The following is a 24,976-nucleotide window of genomic DNA, read 5'->3' as shown; positions in this document are numbered from 1 at the left end:
CAAAATAAAAGCGGAAAGGGCTTGTCTATGAGCGACAAGTCCTGGATGGCCGGTAATTAAGAGGTCGCTTTTTGACCTCGTTTATCGGACAGAAGGAACCTCGAGCGAATAGCCCTTGAAGCTGGATAAATAAAAGCGGAAAGGGCTTGTCTATGAGCGACAAGTCCTGGATGGCCGGTAATTAAGAGGTCGCTTTTTGGCCTCGTTTATCGGACAGAAGGAACCTCGAGCGAATAGCCCTTGAAGCTGGATAAAATAAAAGCGGAAAGGGGCGTTTAGCTTTGCCAATAAAAAAAGCAAAGCCCGCTTGGACTTTGCTTTTCCTATTATCATTTAGCTTTTGCTTATTATTTAGCTTCTGCGTAACGTTTTGAAACCTCTTCCCAGTTAACTACATTCCAGAATGCGTTGATGTAGTCAGGACGACGGTTTTGGTAGTTTAAGTAGTAAGCATGCTCCCAAACATCTAATCCTAGGATTGGTGTTTTACCTTCCATAAGAGGCGTATCTTGGTTTGGTGTGCTTGTTACAGCAAGCTTTCCGCCATCAACGATCAGCCATGCCCAACCAGAACCGAAACGGTTAGCTCCTGCATCAGCAAACTTCTCTTTGAATGCTTCAAAGCTGCCAAATTCTGAATTAATTGCATCTGCTAATTCGCCAGTTGGTGCACCGCCACCATTCGGGCTAAGGATTTGCCAGAAGAAAGTGTGGTTAGCATGTCCGCCACCGTTGTTACGTACTGCACCACGAATGTTCTCAGGTACTGCATCAAGGTTACTTACAAGCTCTTCAATGCTTTTGCTTTGAAGATCATCATGTCCTTCAAGTGCTGCATTTAATTTAGTGATGTAAGTGTTGTGATGCTTCCCGTGGTGAATATTCATTGTTTGCTCATCAATGTGAGGTTCTAGAGCGTTTGCTGCGTAAGGTAATTGTGGTAATTCGTAAGCCATTTCAAAATCTCCTCCTTATAATGAATACATGTGTAACTTGGGACGTCTTTTCCCAAAAGGCAAATGACTTAATCAACAGTTATGTTTCTTAAGTCTTTCCGCTTCTACATTACCAAAATCTTCTCTTTGTTGCAACGATAATGCACTATTCTTTCGATTTCGCACACCTTTATACATTTCCCACTACCTTACCCCTTTAAACAAGATGGATCATAAATTCATTTCTTGTCCCATATGAATGTAATAACTTAGTTTTAAAGGAGGATCTAATGTCGTGGATTGAAGCTTTATTCATAGGGTTTATACAAGGAATTTCAGAATTTCTTCCCATCTCAAGCAGTGCTCATCTCCTCATTTTTGAAAAACTGCTCAAGATAAATATGAGTGATAGCCCATTAACATTTGAAGTGTTTCTGCATTTAGCATCTTTGCTTGCCGTTTTATTGTATTTTAGAAAAGATGTGTTGAAGCTTTTACAGGGTTCTTATCAATATCTTTTTAAGAAAGACCAACGAAGCGAGGGCGATTTCAGATTCACTGCTTTAATGGCCGCCTCAACTCTTATTACAATGATTGTTGGTAAGCTGATGGAAGGTTGGTTTGGAGACTCCATCACAAATACAGCGACGATCGGAGCTGCTCTGATTATCACCGGGATCTTTTTAATCTTAATTGAACATGGTGTAAATGAGGGATTGAGGGGACCAAAGGAAATAACATGGGGGCATGCGGTATTAATCGGGCTCGGGCAGGCATTAGCAGTTATACCAGGCATCTCACGTGCGGGAAGCACGCTCGTTGTGGCCCTGTGGTGCGATTTGAACAAAGAGACAGCTCTTCGTTATTCATTTTTACTCTCCATACCTATTATATCTGGAATCACCCTTTTAAAACTTCCTGAGATTATCGGGCAATTTACAGACGGTGTGGGGCTTGAACTATGGCTAGCCTTTATTTCTTCCTTTTTGTTTGCCATTATCAGTATTAAGTGGTTGATTGCCATGGTTCAAAAAGCAAAATTAAGTTATTTTGCCGTGTACTGTATTTCACTTGGTCTTATCACTTGGATATTCTTAACCTAAACATTAAGAAATCGTCATAATTCAGAGCCGCAGGTGAATAAAGCGGGTATGGTTATGTCACCCAGCGGCCGGAAATTTAATTGTATGTTTTCAATCAGTTTATGCGCTAATTAGAGAAGTGATTGCGCGGGTGGATCACAGAATTGAATTGGTTGATCGCTTAATTGCGTCACTCTGCTTTTATTGCGCCGGTTCAAACTCCAATTGCGTCACTCTTACACCAAATTGTATCGTTTCAGAGCTGAATCGCTTCCATTTGCCCACGCCTAATATAGTTATTCAACACAAAAGAGCTGCCCGAGGGGGCAGCTCTTTTTCTATGTGAATTCTATTATCATTATGTATGGCGGAGGAAGAGGGATTCGAACCCCCGCGCGGTTTAACCCGCCTGTCGGTTTTCAAGACCGATCCCTTCAGCCGGACTTGGGTATTCCTCCGCAATATAAAACTATGGTGGACCCTGTAGGACTCGAACCTACGACCGATCGGTTATGAGCCGACTGCTCTAACCAACTGAGCTAAGGGTCCTCGTATGGGGCGACTGATGGGAATCGAACCCACGAATGCCGGAACCACAATCCGGTGCGTTAACCACTTCGCCACAATCGCCATTTGTTTATGATATGTAATTAGGATAGCGGCGGAGGGGATCGAACCCCCGACCTCACGGGTATGAACCGTACGCTCTAGCCAGCTGAGCTACACCGCCATAATGGCTCCACAGGTAGGACTCGAACCTACGACCGATCGGTTAACAGCCGATTGCTCTACCACTGAGCTACTGTGGAATATGTTATGTATCATGCGTCTTTTGTTGAAGACAAGAATTATAATACCAACCAACGGAGATAAAGTCAATATGTTTTTTTATTTTTGTACGCTTATCTTTCAACCAGGTACAACACTTATTAGACGCTTGTTTATTATAGCATAACTCACCTATAAAAAGTTGCAGTTCCACTCACATTCCCTTAATGAATTGGCTGCTTTAAATCAATCCTGTTAACCAATTCCTATCACACAAAAAGAAGAAGCTGCCCCGCTAGGACAGCTCCAAAATTTTAGCGAACTTCTCCAATCACTGCTTCAGCAATATTCACTGAGTGGTCACCAATACGTTCTAAGTTACTAACAATATCTACAAACACAATGCCTGCTGCACCTGAACATCTTCCTTCATTGACGCGGGCAATATGCTGTTTACGGAGTTTGCGCTCCATCTTATCAATAAGATCTTCTTTCTCAAGAACAGAACGGGCTTGATCAGTATCCCCGTTATCTAGAGAGGAAATAGCTTCTTGCAAAGTAGAGATTGTTAAGTCAAACATCTCACGCAAGTCACTAATGGCTGTATCTGACATGACTACTTTATGAGTCTTTTGATAATCCTTTAGCTCTACAATATTTTCTATGTGATCACCAATACGTTCAATATCACGGACAGTATCCATAAGCATGGAATGCATCTTAGAATCTTGATCAGATAACGAACGTGATGAAATTTGAATAAGGTATTCTGTGATTTTGCGGTCTAAGTTGTTGATCGCACTTTCAAACTGTGTCGCCATTTCGGCATGACGCTTCTGTCCATTCTCTAAGTATTGACTTACTTCAATAAGTCCTTTCTCAGAGAAATCTGCCATTCGAATAACCTCTTGCTTGGCTTGTCCTAATGCAATAGCAGGTGACCTTCCGATAAAGCGAGGATCTAAGTGCTTCGCTTTATATTCAATGTTGTACTCATCACCAGGCACAAGCTTTGTTACAATAACAGCCAACAAGGCTACAAACGGAAGCTGAATCAGCGTGTTTGATACGTTGAATATCCCATGTGCAAAAGCAATCGTCATCGGACGGTTCAATCCTAGTTCTACCGCTAAGAAACTTACCAAGTTGAAGAACAGCGGGAATACAATTAAAACAATAACTGTACCGATCAAATTAAAAATCACATGTGTTAATGCTGCACGTTTTGCCGCAACAGATGCGCCAATCGCAGCTAAAATAGCTGTAATCGTTGTCCCGATATTATCTCCAAACAATACCGGAAGCACAGCATCTAAGGTCATCGCCCCTTGATCGTATAGCTGCTGCAAGAGTCCAATTGATGCGCTGGAACTTTGTACGGCAACTGTAAAAATAGTACCGATCAACACACCAAGCAGCGGATTATCTGCCATTTGAACCGTTAAATCAGCAAATGCTTGCAGTTCTCGCAATGGCTTTAACCCTTCTCCCATAAGGTCTAACCCGTAGAATAATGCACCAAATCCAAAGATAACTTGGCCGTAATTATTCACTTTCTTCTGCTTAATAAAGAAGATAAGGGCTGCCCCTACAGCAATGATTGGCAGTGAGTAGGCTGAGATTTTAATACCGATAATGAACGCTGTTACCGTCGTTCCAATATTAGCACCCATTATTACACCGATCGCTTGCTTCAATGTCATAAAACCAGCATTAACAAGCCCAATCGTTAAAACCGTTGTACCGGTACTTGTTTGAAGCAATACAGTAACAAATATCCCGGCAAAAACCCCCATAACAGGGTTCGTCGTAAACTTGTCCAATAAGTCACGCAGTCTCTCCCCTGCTACTTTTTGAAGGCCGTCCCCCATGAATTTGATCCCAAAAAGGAAAATTCCGAGGCCTCCAAAAAACATGAACAAAAGTGTCTGTAAATCCACTTAATCTCATCCCCTCATTTTAGAAAGTCATTCCTATTTAATTTTTCGACTTTCGACAAACCTCAACAATGACACCCCATCTATTATTAAGCATTTATAAACATTTTGTAAATATGATTCTTTAAAAAATTTTAAAGCATCTTGACCATTCGCCAAATAATGCTTGTTCACGTATTTGAAACTTGTTGATTTTAACGGGTTCAGATAGAATATGTGTTGATATGAGAGGAGAATAAAATGAACGCTTTCCAATTTTTCTATAAAAGCCTATTCGACAAAAAGTTATAGCATACAGCCGGTTTCAGCCTATCACAAAAGCACTGCTGCATGTTTTGATGGTTGTGTTTATTGCATGTATACCTTTTATTGTCTCTTTAATAATGACGTATGTATCCAGCATAAACCAGCTAGAAGAGAGCCTTGAAAACGACATACCAGCCTTTTCACTAAGGGACGGCGAGCTGCAAGCAGAGGTGGATGAACCCTATGTAAATGAATCCCTGTCTGAAGGTGTCTTTGCCCTTGACCCAAATAATGAATTAACTACCCAAGACCTTGAACAGCTTGGCGAAGGAATTATTTTTCAACAGAATGAAGCACTCCTATTCAGGTATGGTTCAACGCATTCTGTTAATTATTCTTTAGTAGGGCTGCAAGAGGTCAGTGACACAGAGCTTAACGAGCGGCTAACTGATATTAAAGGATTCCTCCCTTTCTTGCTCGCTATCATATCATTGCTTATGTACAGCGGCGTATTATGGCTTGCTTTTCTCGGGATAACAATCTTGGCTTTTGTTGCTTTATTATTTAGAGGTACCAGAAAAAACATTCAGTATCGTCATATGTGGTTAATTACAGCTTATGCGATGACCCTTCCTGTGATCTTATTTGCTTGGGCAGACGTTTTTATAGGGGGCATCCCTGGATACTTCTTAGTTTTGGCTGTACTTTGTATGATTGTCTATGCGCTAAGCGCTATTCCAAAACCAAAACAAAAAACCAAGTGATGAGCCTGATCAGGCCTCATCGCTTGGTTTTTCTTCGTTAATCTTCTTTACCACAATTCGTGTCCCATCAACATCAGTGACTTTCACCGTCATATTAGCCTCAAGCCATTGTCCCCCGCTTGTAGCACTATAATGCTTATCTTCAATTTCGACGGTTCCCGTAGGCCTAAACGCACTAAGGGTTCTACCTTCTTTACCTACCAGCTCTCGGTAATCTTCTCTTAAAGAGTTATATCCCATATCCCCTGTCAAACGGTCTTTTAACGTAAGACGAGCCCAGAGATCACGAGATGGAAATACTTTCAAAAATAAACCGGAACTAAATCCACCTACTAAAAAGCCCATTGATACTAAAATACCATAAATTAAATCTGGTGCAGGCAAAGCTAGACCTGTAATCATAAGAAGCACACCTAATAAGGCGACTGTCCCATCAGTAATTACTTTACCATCTACAATAATCAGTGCTAAACCAACGACATAAAGAATGACAACCCAAAATCCTACGTCACCCGCTAGGTGATAAGAGAAATACATAGCCATAATGGCCACACCGAGTATCGCGAAAATCCCTCTCATTCTAACAAGAAGTTCACCAAATAAGAATAATGTGCCTAAAAAGACTACAAAAAAGCCGATTGTTGCGGAATCTAGCCATTCCATATAAACGTCCCTCCTCTTTTTATGTATATACGAAAAAAAATAAAAATTGTTTCAATTTTTTGGTTATATGTAACGATGAATAGTTAAATCGTTCCCTTGGTCAAGATAATCATACAGCTACATGATAATACAAGATCAATTCAGGAGGTATTGAAATGAAAAAAACAGGAAAAGCGATGATTGAAAAAGCGAAAAAACAGTCAGTCAAACCATTCGAAAAGACAGTCCCTGCCTACATACATCGTACTACACCTTATCGTTCTGTGTAAAAGAAAAAGAGAGGGAACTCTCTCCCTCTCCTATGCCTCAGATGTAAATAGTCCTTTAAGTGCTTCAATTAACTGAGCGATCACTTCTAGAAAACGACTAATAAAGTTCTGCGTATCTTCACGTGCTAAAAACTCACCTAAGTTATCACGGACTTTTGAGATTTGATCTTGTACTTGATCCCAGTTAATATTTAAGTCCTTCATTCGCATGAATAATGAAACCAGACCATCAAGTTCTTGCTCTGTCAGTTCAATCCCAAGTTCTGCAGCAATCCGTCTGATAAGCTCTCTAAGATCCTCTTCAGATTCTACCGGATTATTTGCAATTTCTTCTTTAATTCGGTTCATAAGTTCAGTAGCTTCTTCTACCCCAATCGACTCGGCAAGCTCTGCCGTACGGACCATTTCTTCATTCGCTACTTGCTTTTGCTCTTCAGGAATCTCAATTTCTGCAGCAATTTCATACGCTTTAATCAGACCTGTTAAAGCAGCTGTCCCAGAAACAGGGAATGGCGCTGTGACATAAATTTCAGCATCTTCCACACCTGCCGTTACCAATGCGTTCGCATACATGCCTTCAGATACCCATGTAATATTATTCGTTTCTACATTGATTCCAGCCCCTTGCTCTGCCAGAGTGATCTTTGTAGAAGATAAGGCACGCGTACCAATTTGTGAGGAGCTAATATAATCACCCAAGTATTCTCTTTCTTCTTGGTTACTGACTGTAATAATCTCTGTCTCTTCAGTCTCATTCATTTCAGCTAAAATCTTTTCTCGATCAGCTGGTGATAGATTTTCCCCCAATGTGACAATCACGTCTCCAGGTGCAGCGTCTGCTAAAGCAGCTGCTGGCAAGAGCATTGGATACAATAACGTAAACACGAGAACAAGCGACAGTAGTTTCTTCAATGAGTGTTTCAAATTAATCTCTCCTTTATTCTGACCACTTACCGGCCATACGGCATTCATCATTTACTAACTATCAGCAACTATATAACGAATGCTCTACTCATTAGGAAACAGTTTTTACAGAAAAAAGAAAAGGGACTTTAGATCTATCTTTTATTCATTCTCATGAAGTTTGATGGGTTTCACATGTTTTCCCAATTGGCAAACACGTCCAATTCCATACTAAAACCACACATGTCACACCTGCTAAAAGTAGGATGTTAAAGCTCATTTGCATACGGTCATCTAACCATACACCAAAGAAGTACGGTCCAAAAGCAACGCCAAGAAAACGAACCATAGAATAAATGGAAAAGATCATCCCTTTTATCTGCTGATTAACAACAGCAGCCACAGCCGCACTGCATCCCGGCAACAAAAAGCCAAGTCCGATTGAAAGAAGGCTGGTTAGTAGTAAATCACTTAAGAAGCCGCTTGTAAAAATAAATACCAATGCCACCAAAATGAAAAGCAATAAACCTGTCAAAATACACCTTTTAATTTGATCTGCATTTTTCAAAGCATACTTACCTGTCAAAAGGGAACAAACTGTTAAAAGAAGTAATGGTACCGCTAATACGAGACCTTTGATTAACCCATTTGAAGAATACATTCCTTCCCATTCATAAGAAAGCAAAAAGAGAAATCCGAACAACAAAAACATTCCGGCACCACTTGCTAAAAAAATAGGCATCAGGACATTTCTTTCGCTTTTCATAAACTGAATCGCTTCTCTGATCATCCCCTTGCCTTTTTCTTCGCGCACAGCTTCGTTTTTTGGAATAACTAAATAAAAGCCCATAAACGCTAAAAGGGCTGCCGCTAAATACAAAACAAAACTGTAATACCATACTCCAAGTAATACCGCTCCTCCTATGACAGGACTGATCACTTTTCCAACCCCATTAAAACTTTCAATTGATGCTAGCGCTTGATTCCGTTTATCTCCTTGAAACAATTCCGCTGCAAGCACCATCGCAATCGGCGTCACTCCTCCCGCTCCAATCCCTTGAATAAATCTTCCGGCAAGAATCACTTCAAACGATTGAAAAACAGAGCCAGCCCCAGAAATGATGCATCCTAACATGACAATCAGCAATGAAACCATCACTATATTTCGTCTGCCATAACGATCACTCAATAGGCCGCTAACAGGAATAAACAGTGCAGAAGGAACAGAAAAGATCGTTAAGATTAATCCAGCTTGCGCGGTCGATATCCCAAGTTCAGCTTGCATAAATGGCAGCACCGGTATGAACATCGAGTTGCCAAGAACCATCACAATAGGCAGAAGTCCAATTATAGTAAGTACTAACAACGGACGAGCATTCTCTGTTTGTTTCAATGTATTCACCACGCCTTTTTTTATGTCCATTCATTTTCAAATAGCTTGTCATACTTTTCCAAGATCAACATACACTTATAGAAAGAACGATTGTCTGTCGTGTGATATTTCATCTAAATGGCAGGAGATCCTGAGGAGGGACAAGCATGAAACGGATTGGATTCGGACTTATTATCTTGATCATCCTTTATAGTGTTTATTATGATCTAACGATTGGCACTTTACCCAACGGCCTTACAGCAGCACCTGAGGAAACGGTTGACATTGAAGAAGCGGAGTCTGTAATGACCAATGAAGTAAGCGAAGAACCAGTGATTACAGAACCATTTGTTGAAGTGGTCGTTGAACCTGGGTATACTGTTCTCTCAATTGTTGAACATTTACATGAAGGAATTGTTCCCTTCCCTGCCTCCATTCAAGAAGTCATTTTTGATTTCAAACACTTGAATCAAGGGATTGAGCCTGAAAACATTCAAATAGGAGAAACGTATAAGTTTCCTTATTACGGCAATCAATGACTTTCTTCTTGCCAAATCGAAACGCTCATTGATAGAATGAATACGTATCTCATGAGTGACTAGGCAAAAATGGATGACCATTTTTGTTATAAAAGGAGCGATTGGTCAATGACCGAATTAACACATCGTACAAAAACTCGTCCAGTTAAGGTCGGTAATTTGACGATTGGTGGAAACAATGAAGTAGTTGTTCAAAGTATGACTACGACCAAAACACATGACGTTGAAGCAACTGTTGCAGAAATTAAACGATTAGAAGAAGCGGGCTGTCAGGTTGTTCGTGTCGCTTGTCCAGACATGCGTGCAGCGGAAGCTATCGCTGACATTAAAGCACAAATCTCTATTCCACTAGTAGTTGATATTCATTTTGATTACAAATTAGCTTTAAAAGCTATTGAAGGCGGAGCAGATAAAATCCGTATTAACCCGGGTAATATCGGCCGCCGTGAGAAAGTTGAAGCTGTTGTTAAGGCAGCTAAAGAAAAAGGTATCCCAATTCGTATCGGTGTAAATGCTGGATCTCTTGAAAAGCGCATCCTTGAAAAGTACGGTTACCCAACGGCTGATGGGATGGTAGAAAGTGCTCTTCATCATATTAAAATTTTAGAAGACCTTGATTTCCATGACATCATCGTTTCAATGAAAGCCTCTGATGTGAATCTTGCTATTGAAGCATATGAAAAAGCAGCGAAAGCTTTTGACTACCCGCTTCACTTAGGTATTACCGAATCAGGTACATTGTTTGCTGGTACAATTAAAAGTGCTGCTGGCCTCGGAGCCATTTTAAACATGGGGATTGGTAACACTGTGCGTATTTCATTAAGTGCAGACCCTGTAGAAGAAGTAAAAGTGGCTAGAGAGCTGTTAAAGTCGTTTGGACTAGCTTCAAATGCAGCCACTCTTATCTCTTGTCCAACTTGCGGACGAATTGAAATTGACCTTATCAGTATTGCAAATGAGGTTGAAGACTATATTTCAACGATTAAAGCACCGATTAAAGTGGCTGTTCTTGGATGTGCTGTAAATGGTCCTGGGGAAGCCCGTGAAGCCGACATCGGTATTGCAGGGGCACGTGGTGAAGGACTGCTGTTTATGAAAGGTGAAATCGTACGTAAAGTACCGGAAGAAACTATGGTCGAGGAATTAAAGCGTGAAATTGATAAAATTGCTGAAGAATATTTTGAAGCACAACGTCAATTAGAAAAAGCATAAGCCATTAGGCTTATGCTTTTTCATTATGGAGTGATAACTTAATGGAGTGATAATTAGTTATACTCCTGCTCCCACATCTCATACCGCTAAAAAAACGGCGAGAAAAAGACGGTCATTAAAATCGATACAGCCCCGATACCAATAGCCCAGTTACCGAGCGAGGTAGAGCCGATACGACGTGATACAAAACCAATAACAATCCCAGCTGCTCCAAGCAATACTGGTAAGAAGAATAACGATAAGATGGAAAGAACAATCGCAAAGGTTCCAACACCACGGCCAGCCGTGACATCATCTTCATTGCTGTAAGCTGTATCTCTGCGTTCTGCTGACTCAACCGTTTGGTCTTCGTCAAAAGGACGCGCACCAGCCATTCCATTTACCGCTGCATACTCAGCTGCGCTTTCTTCTTGGAAGCTCGGTTGAAGTGGATATTCTGAGTTAACAGGCTCCTCTTCTACCTCAGCATGATTTTCTGCCTCTCGTTCTTCTTCTGATAACGCTAGTGAAAGGTCACGGTCATCATCTCGTCCTTCAACATGGTTATTCACCAAAGTTAAAGAACGATCATCCTCATCCAACAAGCGAATGGGTTCATCTTTTGGATGCTTATCATCTGCCATACGAATCCCTCACTTTCAAATTTTGTGGGAGCAGTAATAGTATGACGCCAGCACGTAAAATTATCGGAGTTAATCTTTACAAGTGCAGGAAATGATCTAGACTTCCCTCCCCTCTTTCGTGTAAGGTAGGTATAGAATAAAGAAGCTTGAACAAATCTTTACGAATACTGAGCTATGAGGTGAACCAAATGACAACTAAGAAGAGATTTGGATTGGATATAGATGGAACAGTCACAGATCCTAATACGTTTGTTCCACACTTAAATAAGCATTTTAAGCAGTCACTCACTTTAGACGACCTTACGCAATACGATTTAACATCTATTCTTAAGATCTCAGAAAAAGAATTTTGGGACTGGATGACTAAACATGAAGGAACCATTTATAGTGAAGCAAAGCTTGCACCTTATGCTGAAAACATTCTTCATAATTGGTCTAGACAGCATGATCTGATTTATATCACTGCAAGAAGACAACACCTTGATGAAATTACAAAGGATTGGTTTGTCTCAAATCAAGTTCCTTTCGATCACATTGAACTTGTCGGGAAACACGATAAATTAGATGCAGTTAGAGAACATAAATTAGATATTTTCTTTGAAGACAAGCATGATAATGCCGTTATGATTGCAGAAGAATTTAATATTCCTGTTATTTTAATGGATACCCCATATAACCGATTAAGCGCTCCTAAAAATGTGATTCGCGCCCACACTTGGCAGGAAGCAAAGGATTGGGTTGATCAATGGATGCTTGAGACTGCAGAAAACTAATACGAACTTCATGAAAAAAGACGAAACGATGCGTTTCGTCTTTTTGTCTTACTTTTTCGGACGGAATGTATGACAGCAGGTTTCAGCGCTTTTATCTGCTGCATCTCGATGCAGTGCATCCGCATAAGGCTCATCACTAGCTTCCATGTGATAATTCCTATCTGCATGGCTGTCGATCTCCACTAGGATTGATTCTGCCTGACACCGATTCCCTTCTCCCCAAAACGCACAGTTTGCTACATTGCATTTTACAATTGGATTTGCCATTAAGCATCCCTCCTGCTACTAGCATGTTTCACAAACCAAATAAAGAAACCTGTAAGTTGATGGGGCTCTTCCCATGAAAAAAACCCGCTTAAAACGGGGGGTTCATTGTGTTTCATTGAATTTAATTCCTATTCTGATCTGCACTCCTCACATTTTCCATAGATCTCAAATTTATGACCGGTCACTTCAAAATCAGGATACATTGTATCAAGAGAATCCATCGGACAGCTATGAATGTGCTTTGTTTTACCACAATCAAGACAAATAAGATGATGATGATGTTCACTTGTGGCACAGCTAAAGCGGAAGCGTTTTTCTCCATCAAGTTCCGTAGCTTCTAATATATTTAAGTCACTAAACAACGAAAGGTTACGGTAAATGGTATCAAAGCTTAAACCAGGATACTCATCTTGAAGACTTTCCAATACATCTTTTGCCGATAAGTACCTTTTTTGGTCTGCAAAAAGCTTCAGCATATCCGCCCGCTTATCTGTATGCTTATATCCTTTATTTTTTAATACCGTCATTGCTTGATCAATATTCACGTTTAGCCCTCCTTTGCCACTCATTGATGATCTTTTTAACACCCATTACGATCACAAGCTGTAACATCCCCATTACAACAATCATCCCACCAGTGGCAATATTAAATTGATAAGAGAAATAGACTCCAGATAACATAGCAATCTGAGCAAATAGGATTCCAAACCCAATCACTTGTTTAAAGCTTTTAGAGAGATGAATGCTTGTAGCCACAGGCAATACAATCATCGCACCTACAAGTAAAATCCCTACAACCTTCATTGACATCGCAATAATAAACGCGACGAGTATCGCGAATACTTGATTCATAAAACGGACAGAGATCCCTGAGACCGTAGCATATTCTTGATCAAAAGAAATGGATATAAACTCTTTATAAAATAAAATAACGATACCAATCACAATGAGTGCTGTATAAATAATAAATTGTAAATCTTCGCGGCTTACACTAACAATACTTCCAAATAAATACGCATACCATTCATTATACCCTGATTGAGACAGGCTCATAAAAATGGCACTTAACCCTACACCAGCAGATAAAATAATAGGAATAGCAAGCTCTTGAAAGTGTTTATAAAGATCACGCAGCTTTTCAATAAGCAAAGAGCCGGCCACAGCGAAGATAAGTCCTGCATACATCGGGTTTAAATCACTAAAGATCATCGTCGTCGATCCTAATAAAACTCCAGCAGAGATTCCTGTTAGTGTGATATGAGATAGTGATTCAGAAATGATCGAAACCCTTCTGACCATCAAAAAAGCACCCACAATTGGACAGATAAGAGCAATCAAAACTCCTGCCAGCACTCCGCGTTCTATAAATGTTAAATTCATTAATAATTCCTGCATGATGTATCTCCTACCTTTATCGAATGCCCTGCAAAACCACTGAAAGAGTCTCCACTTAAAGAATTTGTTGATTTCCGCTGCAGGTGCTTGTGTTCAATGGGCGGACCCGGAGCCTCCTCGTTGCATTCGCTTCTGTGAGACCTACCATCTTTTCAACACAATTAATGCAAATAAACGTAAAACCTCCCTGCAGTAGTTGTTGATCTACGCTGCAGGCGCACGCTTTCCGCGGGCGGCCCGGGAGCCTCCTCGTCGCTACGCGCTCCTGTGGGGTCTCCCTGGTCACGCGCATCCCGCTGGAGTCGGCGCCTTCCGCTCCAATCAACAGAGGAAGGATGTTATATTGTGCACCCACATAATAAGCAGCTGTTCAGTGATCTTAGCAGATGAACCCAAAGATGTCTGCTTTTATTAATTTGATCTGAACCATAACTAAATCCTTCACATAATCATTACAAAATGCAACAAGCTAGCGGATGAAATATGCGTAGACTCCAGCGGTGCCTAGAGCAGGGCTGAGATCCCGCAGGGCCAAAGCCCGAGGAAGCTCAGCAGCTCACCGCGGAAAGCGAAGCATATTTCAGGAGCGAAGACTAGAGCAGGAGTGAGATCCCACAAAGCCAAAGCCCGAGGAAGCTCACTGGCTCCACACGGAAAGCGCAGTATCGTTCAGAAGCGGCGAGCCTATAATAACCCAGCTTTATTTCTTCCCATACACTCGCTTCCAATTAATCTGGCGTCCTCCCATCATCTTATCAACTGCTATTGAGCCGATTAAAATCAGGACAGCTAATATAACGATCGTACCGCCTGGCGCTAAGTCTAGCTGATAAGCTAAAATTAAGCCGCCAATGACAGAGATTTGTCCAAATAAAATCGAATAAACGAACATTTGCTTAAACCCTTTGGCAAAACGCATAGCAGCGGCCACCGGAAGAGTCATTAAGGATGAGACAAGCAAGATTCCAACAATTCTCATAGATGCAGCGATCACAAGTGCAACCATGACAATAAAAATAAAATGAACCAGCTTCCGGTTCAAGCCAGATACGACAGCTTGTTCTTCATCAAAAGACAAGAAAAATAATTCCTTATAAAATAGTGTTAACACAACTAAAACAACAATAGTCACACCTAAAATCGTCCACAAATCAGAACGAGTAACAGCAATAACACTCCCAAACAGGTAATTAAATAAATCATTATTAAACCCATCTGCAAGCGAAATAAACACTACCCCTAACCCAATCCCTCCAGATAAAATAATAGGAATAGCAATTTCTTTATAATATTGATAAACGCTTCTTAATTGCTCGATTAACAAAGCTCCCCCAACTGAGAAAACCATTCCCATGTAAAGAGGGTTTAGCCCTTGAAAGAACACAACATGCTTTCCGAGCAACAAACTCGCTGCAATACCGGAAAGAGTAATATGGCTCAGGGCATCAGCGATCAGTGATAATCTTCTAACAACCAAAAAAACACCTAGCATGGGTGCTAAGAGCCCTATCATCACTCCAGTAAAGAAAGCGTTCTGTAAAAATTCATACCGAAAAAACGCCTCAAACATTGATTAATGACCTCCATGACTATGATTATGTGTCAACAAATGAACATCATGGCCGTATATAGCAGAGAGATCTTGATTTTCTTCAAATTCTTTAGGTCCGCCATGAAAATGCAAGTTTTTATTTAAGCAAGCAACATTTGTAACATGATCTGTCATTGCACCAATATCATGAGTAACCATTAAAAGGGTGATCCCTTTTTCACGATTTAAATGACTCAACATATCATAAAAAGATTTGACGCTTTTCGCATCTACCCCAACTGTAGGCTCATCAAGAATAAGCAGTTCTGGATCACTTACAAGTGCACGAGCAATAAATACGCGCTGCTGCTGCCCACCTGACAACTCTCCTATATTTTGGTTTAAATATTCAGTCATCCCTACACTTTCAATCGCTTGACGAACTTTTTCTTTATGATTACGATTTAGAAAACGGAATAAGCCTACTTTTCCGTATAACCCCATAGAAACAACTTCAAATACGGTTGCGGGGAAACCTGAATTAAAACTGTTTGCTTTCTGAGATACAAAGCCGATCTTATCCCATTTCTTAAACTTATCTACACGCTCCCCAAATAAAAACACTTCTCCGCTTTGAGGTTTTTTCAGCCCTAAAATCGTTTTAATTAAGGTTGATTTTCCGGAACCATTTGGACCAACTAATCCTAAAAATGCTCCCTTTTTTATAGGAAGTGTAATATTTTCTAAGACCATTCGGTTACCATAACGGAAAGACACATCCTTAATTTCAACGATCGTCTGAACTTGTGTCTCTGATTTTGCAAGTGTCGTTGCAGGCATTGTTCTCCCTCCCACTTTAAAAGTACTATTACCAGTTTATCCATAATCGGTTCATTAAATAGTCAGAACCGTTCCGATTTATAAGCAATCTTTTCTCATTATAAAGCAAAATAAAGATCTGTCTACCCTTTTGCCTGTAGGTGTACTTGATTAGAGATAGACGTCGGTATGGATCTGATCTGATATAATAGAAATAATCCAATTTTATCCTCTGTTTTTCTAAAGTAACTTTACTTATTCAATGGCATTTGGTGTTTAATGTCACTATCTGAAAGGATGAGATACATGAATATGAAACGTTTTGCCATTATCGATATTGGTTCTAACTCCATCCGACTTGTTATAACAGAATTAGATTCGCAAGGCCGCTTTAAAGAGTTACATAATGTAAAGAAAGTAGCAAGGTTAAGCACTCACCTTAATGAGGCTGATGAACTGACTGAGACCGGTATAAATCGTCTAATTGAAACCTTGTTAAGCTTTAAAGAAATGATGAATTTTCACGAGGTTGCTCAAATAGCTACAGTAGGTACACAAGCCTTACGTCAAGCTGAAAATCAGCAGGCAATTGTCGAATTAATATCTGATATGCTCGGTATAAATATCCGCATCTTGTCTGAATATGAAGAAGCGTATTATGGCTATTTAGCAGTTGTCAATTCAACCGCTATTGAAACTGGATTCACCATTGATATCGGCGGAGGCAGTACGGAAGTGACTTACTATGAAAATAGAGAGTTGAAGCATTACCATAGTTTTCCTTTTGGAGCAATCACTCTTCAATCTGAATTTATTAAAGGTGAAGAAGCCTCAAAAGACGAGCTTGAATCAATTAAAGAATATGTTCTTGGACAGTTTAGAGAACACCCTTGGCTAAAGGATTGCAAAAGTCAGCATGTAATTGGTATAGGGGGCAGCGCAAGAAACGTATCACTTGTCCATCAACATCAGCGTGAATACCCACTTGGCGGCTTACATCAATACGAGATGAGTGCCGAAGAATTACACGATACCGAAGCACTCCTATCACATCTTTCTCTTAGCGAACGACAATCTCTTGATGGTCTGTCAAAAGACCGCGCAGACATTATCGTCCCTGCAGCCATTGTGATGACTACTTTTTTAGAGTATACAGAGGCAGACACCTTTGTAATGAGCCGGCGCGGTTTACGAGATGGACTGCTGTATGAAGAAATGCTTCGTCCGATGGAAACCGACCGATTTCCAGTTGTTGTAGAGGAGAGCTTTCACCAATTAAGCCACGATTATGACATTAATTTATTTCATGTTACGTATATCACTACTTTAGCATCCAAACTATATCATCTTTTTAAAGACTTTTGCCCAGTTGATCTTGAAGAATCAGAAGCACTTACATTATTAAAATACAGTGCGAAGGTATTATATATTGGTGAGTTTATTAATAAGGAGGCTAGCAGCCAGAATACCTTTTATTTGTTGACGAATATGACGGTTGACGGGTTAAGCCACAAAGAACGTTTGGCGACTGCCTGTATTTCATCCTTTAAATCTAAGTCAGCACTCATACGGTACACTCTTCCATACAAAAAGCTTATCACAAAAAAACAATTAAAGAGTTATGAGTTTTTAGGGTCATTAATGAAGCTGGCATACAGTCTAAACAAAACAGGCCGTCACTTAATATGTGAATTAGGTGAGCTGAAAGAAAACAGCTCGTCTTATGTATTGACCGTTTATTACAAACACGATTGTTCATTTGAGCAGGAATATGCCCTTAAGCATAAGAAACATCTTGAACGTGTAATTAATAAGAATATTAAGCTCAAATTTGTACCCTTTGAGCTTTAGACCTGGCTAATCTTAACATACTATTTACATTCAGCTGATAAACTGTAAGAGGACAGTGCAGAACGATCCAATATCCTATTCACAGAAAGGTTGACGCTTATGCCAAAAGAGTTGACCCCTCGTAAAGAGATTAATTTAAATAATCCTAATTTCTATAATAACCGTGAATTAAGCTGGCTCGCTTTTAACGAGCGCGTTCTTGAAGAGGCCATCGACGAACGAAACCCATTACTCGAGCGCCTTAAATTCCTGGCCATCTTTAGTTCTAACTTAGATGAATTTTTTATGGTTCGTGTAGCAGGCCTAAAAGATCAAGTGAAAGCTGGATTTAACCGTCCTGAAAATAAAGCAGGGCTCACACCAAAGCAGCAATTAAAAGAAATCTCTGCTGTGAATCATCGGCTGGTGAAGCTTCAAGATAGTGTGTTTACTGAGACTCTTCTTCCTATGCTCTATCACGAGGGATTTCAGTTTCTGAATGTAAGTGAATTAGACGCGACGCAGCTCGATTATCTGAACAAACGCTTTCAACATTATATTTATCCTGTTCTAACGCCTATGGCTATTGATGCGTACAGACCATTTCCGATGCTTTTAAATAAATCTCTAAATTTAGCTGTCCTATTAAAAAATGAGGAGTCAAAGACCAACCAGCTCGCGATCGTTCAAGTACCATCTGTCTTAAATCGAGTGATCAACCTCCCTTCTTCTACAAAAAAAGAGACTTTTATTATGCTTGAAGATGTCATCAGCTATTTTATAGGAGAGTTGTTCCTTGGTTATGAGGTTGTCTCCGTTTCACCATTTCGCATTACTCGTAATGCGGATATGACTATTCACGAAGAAGGAGCCCGGGATTTGCTCCGTGAAATTGAAAAAGAACTTAAAAAGCGTAAATGGGGAGCTGCGGTGCGCCTTGAGATTCAGGAGGGAACGATGCACCCAACGATTTTAAATCTATTACTAGATGTTCTTGAAGTACACAAAGGGGACGTGTACTCCTTAAAGGGGCCTCTTGACCTTTCTTTTTTATTTAAGTTCTACAAACAACTAGCTCATGAAAATGAACATTTGGCTAATGAAACACTGATTCCACAGCCTCCAGCTGATTTAATTGGAGAAGAAAATATATTTGTGGCGATCAGAAAGAGAGATATCTTTTTGCACCATCCATACGAATCATTTCAACCTGTAGTCGATTTTATTGCCCAAGCAGCAGATGATCCAAATGTACTCGCCATTAAACAAACGCTTTATCGCGTCAGCGGGGATTCACCCATTATACAAGCTTTAGAAAGAGCAGCTGAGAATGGTAAGCAGGTAACAGTCCTTGTTGAATTAAAAGCAAGATTTGATGAGGAGAACAATATACAATGGGCTAAAAAGTTAGAAAAAGCCGGTGTCCATGTGATCTATGGAATTACATCCTTAAAGACACATAGTAAAATAACTCTAGTCGTAAGGCATGAACAAAATGAAATACAACGCTTCGTTCATTTAGGAACGGGGAATTACAACGATTCGACTGCCAAGCTTTATACCGATATGGGCCTTTTAACAGCGAATCAAAAAATGGGAATAGATGCGACTAATTTTTTTAATTATTTAAGCGGCTATCGTGAAAAGCCTGAATGGCACCATCTATCTACTGCCCCGTTTGAAATTCGTGATTCGTTTCTTCGTTTGATTGATCAAGAAATTGCGTGCCAGAAGAAGTACGGAAACGGACGTATCATTGCGAAGATGAACTCTCTTACAGATAAGCCGATTATTTTAAAACTGTATGAAGCGTCAATTACCGGCGTGAAAATTGATTTAATCGTTCGAGGAATATGCTGTTTACGGCCTGGAATTAAAAATGTGAGCGAAAACATTAGAGTTAGAAGTATTGTGGATCGCTTTTTAGAACATAGCAGAATTTTTTATTTCCACCATAATGGTGAAAATAAAGTCTACCTTTCCTCTGCTGATTGGATGACTAGAAATATGGAAAAGCGAATTGAGATTCTTTTTCCAATTCTATCACCCCCAATAAAAAAGCGAATCAAAGAAATCCTGAATCTCACCTTGCTAGATAACACAAAAGCCCGCGAACAAACGAAAAAAGGAACCTATCATTACGTGAAAAAGAAAGAAGGCGAAGCATTTATTCAATCACAGCTTACGTTTTATGAAGAAGCTCTTAAACATGCAGAAACCTTCGATGAATAAACAAGAGGAACACTCCTGTGCGAGTGTTCCTCTTGTTTTTGTGTATAATCTTTAATTATAATCAAGGCAGAAACCAGGGTCTTTATGAGATGAGTCCTTAGTGTTACCTTTGATTTAAATATGCAAAGCCTTCAAGCGACTCAGCATTTTCTTGAATTTCTACTGCATACCAGCTTGCAGCATGTCCATTTTCATCGATGTATTTCTCAAGGCCATACATCCCGCGATGATAAGCTGTTAAAGCGTGATCCCAGTCTTCATAGCGATCATACAGAAAGCCTAAATACTCAATAGCCAGCTCAATGGAATAAATCGGATCATATAAAAGTTCATCAGAATATTCAAGCCCAGCTTTTTCAGCAATCCAAGGAGCCGTATTTTTCATAAACTGCGCCATACCATAAGCATGTCCATAACGTGTTTCCGGACCAACTAAGGTGGGATCAAACTTACCACCCGTTTCGGTGCGTAACATTTCATAGACAATAAGAGGGTCTATATCATGCTGTTCAGCTACTTCTCCTAAGAAAATTCCCCATTCTTTCTTGAATCGCCCTTCACTATCTTCATATAAATCTTCTGCTAACTGCACAGATCTCATCCATGAATCATAACCAGTGTCCTTCTCTAGCTCACTGCCTTCTCCGGCATAGTAAAGTTCCATATCTTTCACTTCAACAGTTGTTTGAAGCTCTTCAATTTTTGCTTCAGATTTATCTACAGCTTCTTGCAGCTGAATCGTTTGATAAAAATAATATCCTACACCTATTGCAAGAGTTAGTACAGCAAGTAACCAAAAATATTGTTTTTTCATCCTGTATCTCCTCTGTTTTTAATTAAATAAATTTACTAAAATCTTCATCCTGCATTTGTACTGCTTGCTTCTGCAGTGCTTTTAATCCTACAGAATTATAGCTTCTAAGACAACTTTGATAAAAGAGTCTAATTTGAGAAATGCCTCTCTTAAACCGCTTCTCCTGATACAGCGACGTTATTCCCATATAGTTTGAGTCCATTTATTCACTCATGCTTGATTTCTCAACTTTTTTGCAGGAAGATATTTAGAAGCACAGGAAATGATTTCAGATCAAATGGTAAGCATTGCATAATAAAGACTCCTAATCATCAATGAAATGTAATCAATGATTAGGAGTCTACATGTATGAAGCTCATTTAAATGTGAAGTTCGATTTAATATAAAGCTCCACTTGTTACGAAGCTCGACTTGCTTCTTTATATCTTCTCTGTTTAATATACTTCGTTACAATCCCTTGTTTTGGAGCAAAGAAAAAGGCTAATCCAAACAAGACAGAAGCAGCTAATACAATCGATGCGCCACTGGCTACATCATAAATGACGGAGAAATATATTCCTACAATAGCTGAAATCACGCCAAAAACAGCAGATAAACTTAGCATTACCGGCAGCCGGTCTGTGAGCAAGTAAGCCGTTGCACCCGGTGTGATCAGCATCGCAACCACTAAAACGATCCCTACTGATTTTAAGGATGCGACCGTAACTAGAGACAACAGCAGCATCAGTAAATAATGGATAAATCGAACTGGAATTCCTGTGGCCTTTGCCATGATAGGATCAAATGTACTGATTAATAATGGACGATAAAAAATAACGATTAATAAAATAACAAAAAATCCAATTCCAGCGGTTACCCATAAATCTGTTCGGGATACTGCCAGAACATTACCAAATAAGATGTGCCATAAATCAACACCAGTTCCTCTTAAGCCTGTGATCATGACAATCCCAAGGGCAAAAGCGGCCGTAAAAAGAATCCCTATCGCTGAGTCATCTTTGATCCGGCTGTTCTGTGAAACATACCCGATCGCAAGAGCTGTTAACACCCCGGTCAATACAGCACCAAAGAAAAAATTAATGCCTATCATATAGGAAACCACCACACCTGGAAGTACGGCATGAGAAATGGCATCCCCCATAAGAGCCATGCCCCTTAAGATAATAAAACACCCAATCACACCGCAAATAATTCCTACAAGAACAGCTGCTAACAATGCTTGTTGCAAATATGGATAGCGCATCACTTGGTCAATGAAAAAAGTGATATTATTCATTGAGGAGTCACCACCATCTTATGATCTTCTGTACCAAATAAGGCTAGACTGCCCTTATACGTCTGTTGAAGAATCTCTGGAGTATAAACTTTCTCTACTGCACCAAATTGAATTAATTCCTTGTTAATAAGCAGCAGCTGATCAAAATAATCCTGCACCTTGCTTAAGTCATGGTGTACCACAAATACCGTTTTCTGTTGTCGTTTTAACTCTCTTAAAAGATCAATAATAATTTCCTCACTCGTCACATCAATTCCAACAAAAGGTTCGTCTAAAAAGAAAATATCAGCTTGTTGAGCAAGTGAACGAGCAATAAATACTCTTTGCTGCTGTCCACCCGATAGTTCTCCTATTTGCCGCTTCGAGAATTTGGTCATACCGACTTTATCTAGACACTCCTGAACGATTTCTTTATCCCTTTTTCCCGGCCGCTTATACCATGCAATATGTGCTGCGCGTCCCATCAAGACCACATCTTCGACAAGCACAGGGAAATCCCAATCAATTTGGTTACGTTGCGGAACATAAGAAATTCGTTTTCTGACTTCTTGTACTCTCTTACCTAGAATAGATACATTCCCTCTATACTTCTCTAGCCCAAGTACAGCTTTCATGAGAGTGGATTTACCCGCACCATTCGGTCCAACAATTCCAATTAACTGTCCCTGGTCTGCTTTAAAACTTATATTTTTTATCGCTTCATTGTTCTCGTAATATACCGAAAGGTTACTTACTTCTATGACTTCTTTCATCTCCGCTCCCCCTCCTATAGCAACATACCTACATAACCCGTTATCCTATTCTTTCTTAAGTATATGGTCACTTATCACTAAATGTGCAGATTAGTTTCAGGAACAAAAGTTTACCTAAGGAAACTTTTGTTCCTGAATACAATTATAGAGACAATTTCGTCAGTTGTAAAGGTTGCTTTTCAACACACAAAAAAGCACTCCTATAATGATGGGAGCGCTTAGTTGCTAGGTGGAATAAACGGCAAAGTGAGGGAGACCGTCGTACCTACACTTAATTTACTTTCTATAATAAATTCACCGCCGTGATCTTCAATAATCTTTTTACATAAGGGAATGCCTATGCCTGTTCCGCTTTCTTTTGTTGTGAAAAACGGCTTTCCAAGTTGTTCTAACACTTCATCTGGCATGCCTTTTCCGTTATCACTAATAATGACTCGATAGACCGAGTCACATGCTGCGGCATGAATACTAAACTTTCTTGCGGTATTTGACCCGCCGTAGGCTTCAATCGAATTGCGCAATAAGTTCAACATGACCTGCTTTACCATTGATTCATTTGCATAGACATGCCTATCAGCTTCTTCAATGTCAAGGGTTAATTCAACATCGTGAAGCAAACATTCCGCTTTCATAATCTCAATTAAAGATTCCATAATATGAGCAGGCGATTGTTTTTTTCGATCAATTTTCTTTCTAGAAACAGACAAAAAGTCTTCTATAATACTATTCATTCTATTTAATTCAGAAATAACGGTATCGTAATACTTCTCGTGATCACCCGTCAACTTAGCTAATTGCATGAACCCTTTAATAACTGATAACGGATTTCGGAGTTCATGCGCAACTCCTGCCGCAATATGAGAGACGGCTTCCATTTGGTGGTGGAAAGTTAAAAGGTGCTCAAACTGCTTTTGAAGTGATCTATCTTCAAAGGTCAGATAGACATCACCATTTTCACAAGGTGATAATGCTCGCACTCGAACAAGCATCTCTCCCTCTTCAAAATCGGCTTCAGCCCCCTCCTTATTTTCAAGTACCTTCACTACAAGCTGAAAGGATAAGGACATTAAATCATCGTGAGTAGATAATTCCTCAAGAGAAGAACCGTTCAAATACGTGGAGCGCATATCAGTAAGCTCTATAAACAAATAATTCCAATCAATAATATCTGTATAGGGGTTCACCTTTATATAAGGAATTCCAAGTTCATTGATATAATTCCTTGATTCTGATTGTTTACTTGGATTGAGTATAGGTTCATTACGATCTTTTGAATGTAGCGTTGAGGTTTTAGGTTGAGTGTACATATGATTTCTCCCTTTAGGGGCCAGTTTGTAGAATGGATGCTTTTTCATTTTGCCCCTCTCCTTCTTTGCATGCATAAAACCGTTCTAGTGTCCAAATAGACAAGAACGTATTTTCTGAAATTCAGAGGTTTAATGTTGGAATAATTTAACAACATTTTAGGTCACGTTTCTAAATATTCGATAAGAAGGATAAAATCCCCTTTTTTTTCTGCACATTTTTCGGTTTAGAAACATATATTTAATCAGATTGTTTCATTCACTTTTGATCGATTCGCATTAATCACATGACAAAGGGGTGCTTTGATGAATTCAATTATGCAGCAGCTTGTTAATCAGAAAGTAAATTCACTCACCGCAGGAGAATTAATGCAATTAAGTTCGCAATATCAAATTCCACTTACAAAAGATCAAGCAGAAGGTGTCATAAATGTCCTGCGAGAAGAACAAATTGATGTTGGTAATGCAGACCAAGTCAATAAAATCATTCAAAAATTACAAACAGAAGTCGATCCACATGTTTCCTCTATTGTAACGCAATTACTACAACAATTTGGCCATTTTTTATAATTTTAATTAAAAAAACCATATCTGCTTTACGCCTTTTCACTAAGATTGAGTCTTTTTTCCGAAAAGAAAGAGCCGTTCTTATTAGCTTCAATCAAACTAA

23 protein-coding genes and 5 tRNA genes are annotated in these 24,976 nt (G+C 39.7%); 8 read left to right on the top strand and 20 right to left on the bottom strand.

Translation table 11 applies throughout. The annotated features are described in order from the left end of the window. Positions 1-347 precede the first annotated feature (347 nt). Entirely contained in the window at positions 348-956 is a 609-nt protein-coding gene (locus A33I_RS02460) for a superoxide dismutase (protein WP_012958192.1), read from the bottom strand. 269 nt (positions 957-1,225) lie between these two features. Here A33I_RS02460 and A33I_RS02455 point away from each other — a divergent pair, with 269 nt between their 5' ends. Then, positions 1,226-2,038 (top strand): undecaprenyl-diphosphate phosphatase, encoded by an 813-nt coding sequence (locus tag A33I_RS02455; protein WP_022626878.1) that lies wholly within the window; start codon positions 1,226-1,228, stop codon positions 2,036-2,038. A gap of 344 nt (positions 2,039-2,382) precedes the next feature. Here the strand turns inward: A33I_RS02455 and A33I_RS02450 are convergent. From A33I_RS02450 to A33I_RS02425, 6 genes are all read right to left on the bottom strand, one after another. Further along, positions 2,383-2,475, bottom strand: a tRNA-Ser gene (locus A33I_RS02450). Positions 2,476-2,489: 14 nt separating this feature from the next. After that, positions 2,490-2,566: transfer RNA gene (locus A33I_RS02445), tRNA-Ile, on the bottom strand. A 5-nt stretch (positions 2,567-2,571) separates the two neighbouring features. Next, positions 2,572-2,647: transfer RNA gene (locus A33I_RS02440), tRNA-His, on the bottom strand. Positions 2,648-2,673: 26 nt separating this feature from the next. Then, positions 2,674-2,747 (bottom strand) — tRNA-Met (locus A33I_RS02435). A gap of 4 nt (positions 2,748-2,751) precedes the next feature. After that, positions 2,752-2,826, bottom strand: a tRNA-Asn gene (locus A33I_RS02430). Positions 2,827-3,099: 273 nt separating this feature from the next. Then, positions 3,100-4,725, bottom strand: coding sequence for a Na/Pi cotransporter family protein (locus tag A33I_RS02425; RefSeq protein ID WP_022626877.1), 1,626 nt, complete (start codon positions 4,723-4,725; stop codon positions 3,100-3,102). A 269-nt stretch (positions 4,726-4,994) separates the two neighbouring features. On the opposite strand from A33I_RS02425, the gene A33I_RS02420 reads away from it, so the two are divergent. Then, complete coding sequence (locus tag A33I_RS02420; RefSeq protein ID WP_083477566.1) at positions 4,995-5,732, top strand: DUF1189 family protein; 738 nt, start codon at positions 4,995-4,997, stop codon at positions 5,730-5,732. A 9-nt stretch (positions 5,733-5,741) separates the two neighbouring features. Here A33I_RS02420 and A33I_RS02415 read toward each other — a convergent pair whose 3' ends face one another. From A33I_RS02415 to A33I_RS02405, 3 genes are all read right to left on the bottom strand, one after another. Next, the gene (locus tag A33I_RS02415; protein WP_012958188.1) at positions 5,742-6,395 is read right to left on the bottom strand and encodes an NfeD family protein; all 654 of its coding nucleotides are present in this window, start codon (positions 6,393-6,395) and stop codon (positions 5,742-5,744) included. Between the two features lie 299 nt (positions 6,396-6,694). Further along, positions 6,695-7,636: a DUF1002 domain-containing protein gene (locus A33I_RS02410; protein WP_051320793.1), complete on the bottom strand. Its 942-nt coding sequence runs from the start codon at positions 7,634-7,636 to the stop codon at positions 6,695-6,697. Positions 7,637-7,739: 103 nt separating this feature from the next. Beyond that, positions 7,740-8,960, bottom strand: a complete 1,221-nt coding sequence (locus tag A33I_RS02405) for an MFS transporter (RefSeq protein WP_022626873.1) — start codon at positions 8,958-8,960, stop codon at positions 7,740-7,742. A 146-nt stretch (positions 8,961-9,106) separates the two neighbouring features. Here A33I_RS02405 and A33I_RS02400 point away from each other — a divergent pair, with 146 nt between their 5' ends. After that, complete coding sequence (locus A33I_RS02400) at positions 9,107-9,478, top strand: hypothetical protein (protein ID WP_022626872.1); 372 nt, start codon at positions 9,107-9,109, stop codon at positions 9,476-9,478. A gap of 108 nt (positions 9,479-9,586) precedes the next feature. Continuing rightward, positions 9,587-10,690 (top strand): flavodoxin-dependent (E)-4-hydroxy-3-methylbut-2-enyl-diphosphate synthase, encoded by a 1,104-nt coding sequence (gene ispG, locus A33I_RS02395; protein ID WP_012958183.1) that lies wholly within the window; start codon positions 9,587-9,589, stop codon positions 10,688-10,690. Positions 10,691-10,776: 86 nt separating this feature from the next. Here ispG and A33I_RS02390 read toward each other — a convergent pair whose 3' ends face one another. Continuing rightward, positions 10,777-11,313 carry a DUF4190 domain-containing protein gene (locus A33I_RS02390; RefSeq protein ID WP_022626871.1) on the bottom strand — a complete coding sequence of 179 codons (537 nt, stop codon included), beginning with the start codon at positions 11,311-11,313 and terminating at the stop codon, positions 10,777-10,779. A gap of 188 nt (positions 11,314-11,501) precedes the next feature. On the opposite strand from A33I_RS02390, the gene A33I_RS02385 reads away from it, so the two are divergent. Next, positions 11,502-12,086, top strand: coding sequence for a 5' nucleotidase, NT5C type (locus tag A33I_RS02385; RefSeq protein ID WP_012958181.1), 585 nt, complete (start codon positions 11,502-11,504; stop codon positions 12,084-12,086). Positions 12,087-12,134: 48 nt separating this feature from the next. Here A33I_RS02385 and A33I_RS02380 read toward each other — a convergent pair whose 3' ends face one another. The 5 genes from A33I_RS02380 to A33I_RS02360 form a co-directional block, all read right to left on the bottom strand. Next, a complete protein-coding gene (locus A33I_RS02380; protein ID WP_012958180.1) occupies positions 12,135-12,353 on the bottom strand; it encodes a DUF1540 domain-containing protein in 219 nt (72 codons plus the stop codon). A gap of 128 nt (positions 12,354-12,481) precedes the next feature. After that, on the bottom strand, positions 12,482-12,898 hold the full coding sequence (locus A33I_RS02375; RefSeq protein ID WP_022626870.1) for a Fur family transcriptional regulator: 417 nt from the start codon (positions 12,896-12,898) through the stop codon (positions 12,482-12,484). After that, positions 12,888-13,748, bottom strand: a complete 861-nt coding sequence (locus tag A33I_RS02370; protein ID WP_022626869.1) for a metal ABC transporter permease — start codon at positions 13,746-13,748, stop codon at positions 12,888-12,890. Before A33I_RS02370 ends, A33I_RS02375 begins: the two co-directional genes overlap by 11 nt. A gap of 700 nt (positions 13,749-14,448) precedes the next feature. Next, positions 14,449-15,318, bottom strand: a complete 870-nt coding sequence (locus A33I_RS02365) for a metal ABC transporter permease (RefSeq protein WP_022626868.1) — start codon at positions 15,316-15,318, stop codon at positions 14,449-14,451. A gap of 3 nt (positions 15,319-15,321) precedes the next feature. Then, positions 15,322-16,119 carry a metal ABC transporter ATP-binding protein gene (locus tag A33I_RS02360; RefSeq protein ID WP_022626867.1) on the bottom strand — a complete coding sequence of 266 codons (798 nt, stop codon included), beginning with the start codon at positions 16,117-16,119 and terminating at the stop codon, positions 15,322-15,324. 285 nt (positions 16,120-16,404) lie between these two features. Between A33I_RS02360 and ppx the strand changes: the two genes are divergently transcribed. Together ppx and A33I_RS02350 are read left to right on the top strand one after the other, a co-directional pair. Continuing rightward, entirely contained in the window at positions 16,405-17,949 is a 1,545-nt protein-coding gene (gene ppx / locus A33I_RS02355) for an exopolyphosphatase (RefSeq protein WP_022626866.1), read from the top strand. 99 nt (positions 17,950-18,048) lie between these two features. After that, positions 18,049-20,160, top strand: coding sequence for an RNA degradosome polyphosphate kinase (locus tag A33I_RS02350; protein ID WP_022626865.1), 2,112 nt, complete (start codon positions 18,049-18,051; stop codon positions 20,158-20,160). A gap of 103 nt (positions 20,161-20,263) precedes the next feature. Here A33I_RS02350 and A33I_RS02345 read toward each other — a convergent pair whose 3' ends face one another. From A33I_RS02345 to A33I_RS02325, 4 genes are all read right to left on the bottom strand, one after another. Next, complete coding sequence (locus A33I_RS02345; protein WP_022626864.1) at positions 20,264-20,974, bottom strand: transglycosylase SLT domain-containing protein; 711 nt, start codon at positions 20,972-20,974, stop codon at positions 20,264-20,266. A 397-nt stretch (positions 20,975-21,371) separates the two neighbouring features. After that, positions 21,372-22,250 carry a metal ABC transporter permease gene (locus A33I_RS02335; protein ID WP_022626862.1) on the bottom strand — a complete coding sequence of 293 codons (879 nt, stop codon included), beginning with the start codon at positions 22,248-22,250 and terminating at the stop codon, positions 21,372-21,374. Beyond that, positions 22,247-23,002, bottom strand: a complete 756-nt coding sequence (locus A33I_RS02330; RefSeq protein WP_022626861.1) for a metal ABC transporter ATP-binding protein — start codon at positions 23,000-23,002, stop codon at positions 22,247-22,249. The genes A33I_RS02335 and A33I_RS02330 overlap by 4 nt, the downstream gene beginning before the upstream one ends. Positions 23,003-23,220: 218 nt before the next feature. After that, entirely contained in the window at positions 23,221-24,357 is a 1,137-nt protein-coding gene (locus A33I_RS02325; protein WP_022626860.1) for a two-component system sensor histidine kinase NtrB, read from the bottom strand. 255 nt (positions 24,358-24,612) lie between these two features. On the opposite strand from A33I_RS02325, the gene A33I_RS02320 reads away from it, so the two are divergent. After that, a complete protein-coding gene (locus A33I_RS02320; RefSeq protein ID WP_022626859.1) occupies positions 24,613-24,876 on the top strand; it encodes a DUF2624 domain-containing protein in 264 nt (87 codons plus the stop codon). Positions 24,877-24,976 lie beyond the last annotated feature (100 nt).

This window comes from Alkalihalophilus marmarensis DSM 21297 (assembly GCF_000474275.2).
In the GTDB taxonomy this organism is placed as follows: Bacteria; Bacillota; Bacilli; order Bacillales; family Bacillaceae_D; genus Alkalihalophilus; species Alkalihalophilus marmarensis.
This window is presented reverse-complemented; position numbering and strand designations above follow the sequence as displayed.

Coding starts and splice junctions, on each gene's coding strand:
- A33I_RS02460 (WP_012958192.1), bottom strand. CDS start 956: ATGGCTTACGAATTACCACAATTACCTTACGCAGCAAACGCTCTAGAA.
- A33I_RS02455 (WP_022626878.1), top strand. CDS start 1,226: ATGTCGTGGATTGAAGCTTTATTCATAGGGTTTATACAAGGAATTTCA.
- A33I_RS02415 (WP_012958188.1), bottom strand. CDS start 6,395: ATGGAATGGCTAGATTCCGCAACAATCGGCTTTTTTGTAGTCTTTTTA.
- A33I_RS02410 (WP_051320793.1), bottom strand. CDS start 7,636: ATGAATGCCGTATGGCCGGTAAGTGGTCAGAATAAAGGAGAGATTAAT.
- A33I_RS02400 (WP_022626872.1), top strand. CDS start 9,107: ATGAAACGGATTGGATTCGGACTTATTATCTTGATCATCCTTTATAGT.
- ispG (WP_012958183.1), top strand. CDS start 9,587: ATGACCGAATTAACACATCGTACAAAAACTCGTCCAGTTAAGGTCGGT.
- A33I_RS02390 (WP_022626871.1), bottom strand. CDS start 11,313: ATGGCAGATGATAAGCATCCAAAAGATGAACCCATTCGCTTGTTGGAT.
- A33I_RS02385 (WP_012958181.1), top strand. CDS start 11,502: ATGACAACTAAGAAGAGATTTGGATTGGATATAGATGGAACAGTCACA.
- A33I_RS02380 (WP_012958180.1), bottom strand. CDS start 12,353: ATGGCAAATCCAATTGTAAAATGCAATGTAGCAAACTGTGCGTTTTGG.
- A33I_RS02370 (WP_022626869.1), bottom strand. CDS start 13,748: ATGCAGGAATTATTAATGAATTTAACATTTATAGAACGCGGAGTGCTG.
- A33I_RS02365 (WP_022626868.1), bottom strand. CDS start 15,318: ATGTTTGAGGCGTTTTTTCGGTATGAATTTTTACAGAACGCTTTCTTT.
- A33I_RS02360 (WP_022626867.1), bottom strand. CDS start 16,119: ATGCCTGCAACGACACTTGCAAAATCAGAGACACAAGTTCAGACGATC.
- ppx (WP_022626866.1), top strand. CDS start 16,405: ATGAATATGAAACGTTTTGCCATTATCGATATTGGTTCTAACTCCATC.
- A33I_RS02350 (WP_022626865.1), top strand. CDS start 18,049: ATGCCAAAAGAGTTGACCCCTCGTAAAGAGATTAATTTAAATAATCCT.
- A33I_RS02345 (WP_022626864.1), bottom strand. CDS start 20,974: ATGAAAAAACAATATTTTTGGTTACTTGCTGTACTAACTCTTGCAATA.
- A33I_RS02335 (WP_022626862.1), bottom strand. CDS start 22,250: ATGAATAATATCACTTTTTTCATTGACCAAGTGATGCGCTATCCATAT.
- A33I_RS02330 (WP_022626861.1), bottom strand. CDS start 23,002: ATGAAAGAAGTCATAGAAGTAAGTAACCTTTCGGTATATTACGAGAAC.
- A33I_RS02325 (WP_022626860.1), bottom strand. CDS start 24,357: ATGAAAAAGCATCCATTCTACAAACTGGCCCCTAAAGGGAGAAATCAT.
- A33I_RS02320 (WP_022626859.1), top strand. CDS start 24,613: ATGAATTCAATTATGCAGCAGCTTGTTAATCAGAAAGTAAATTCACTC.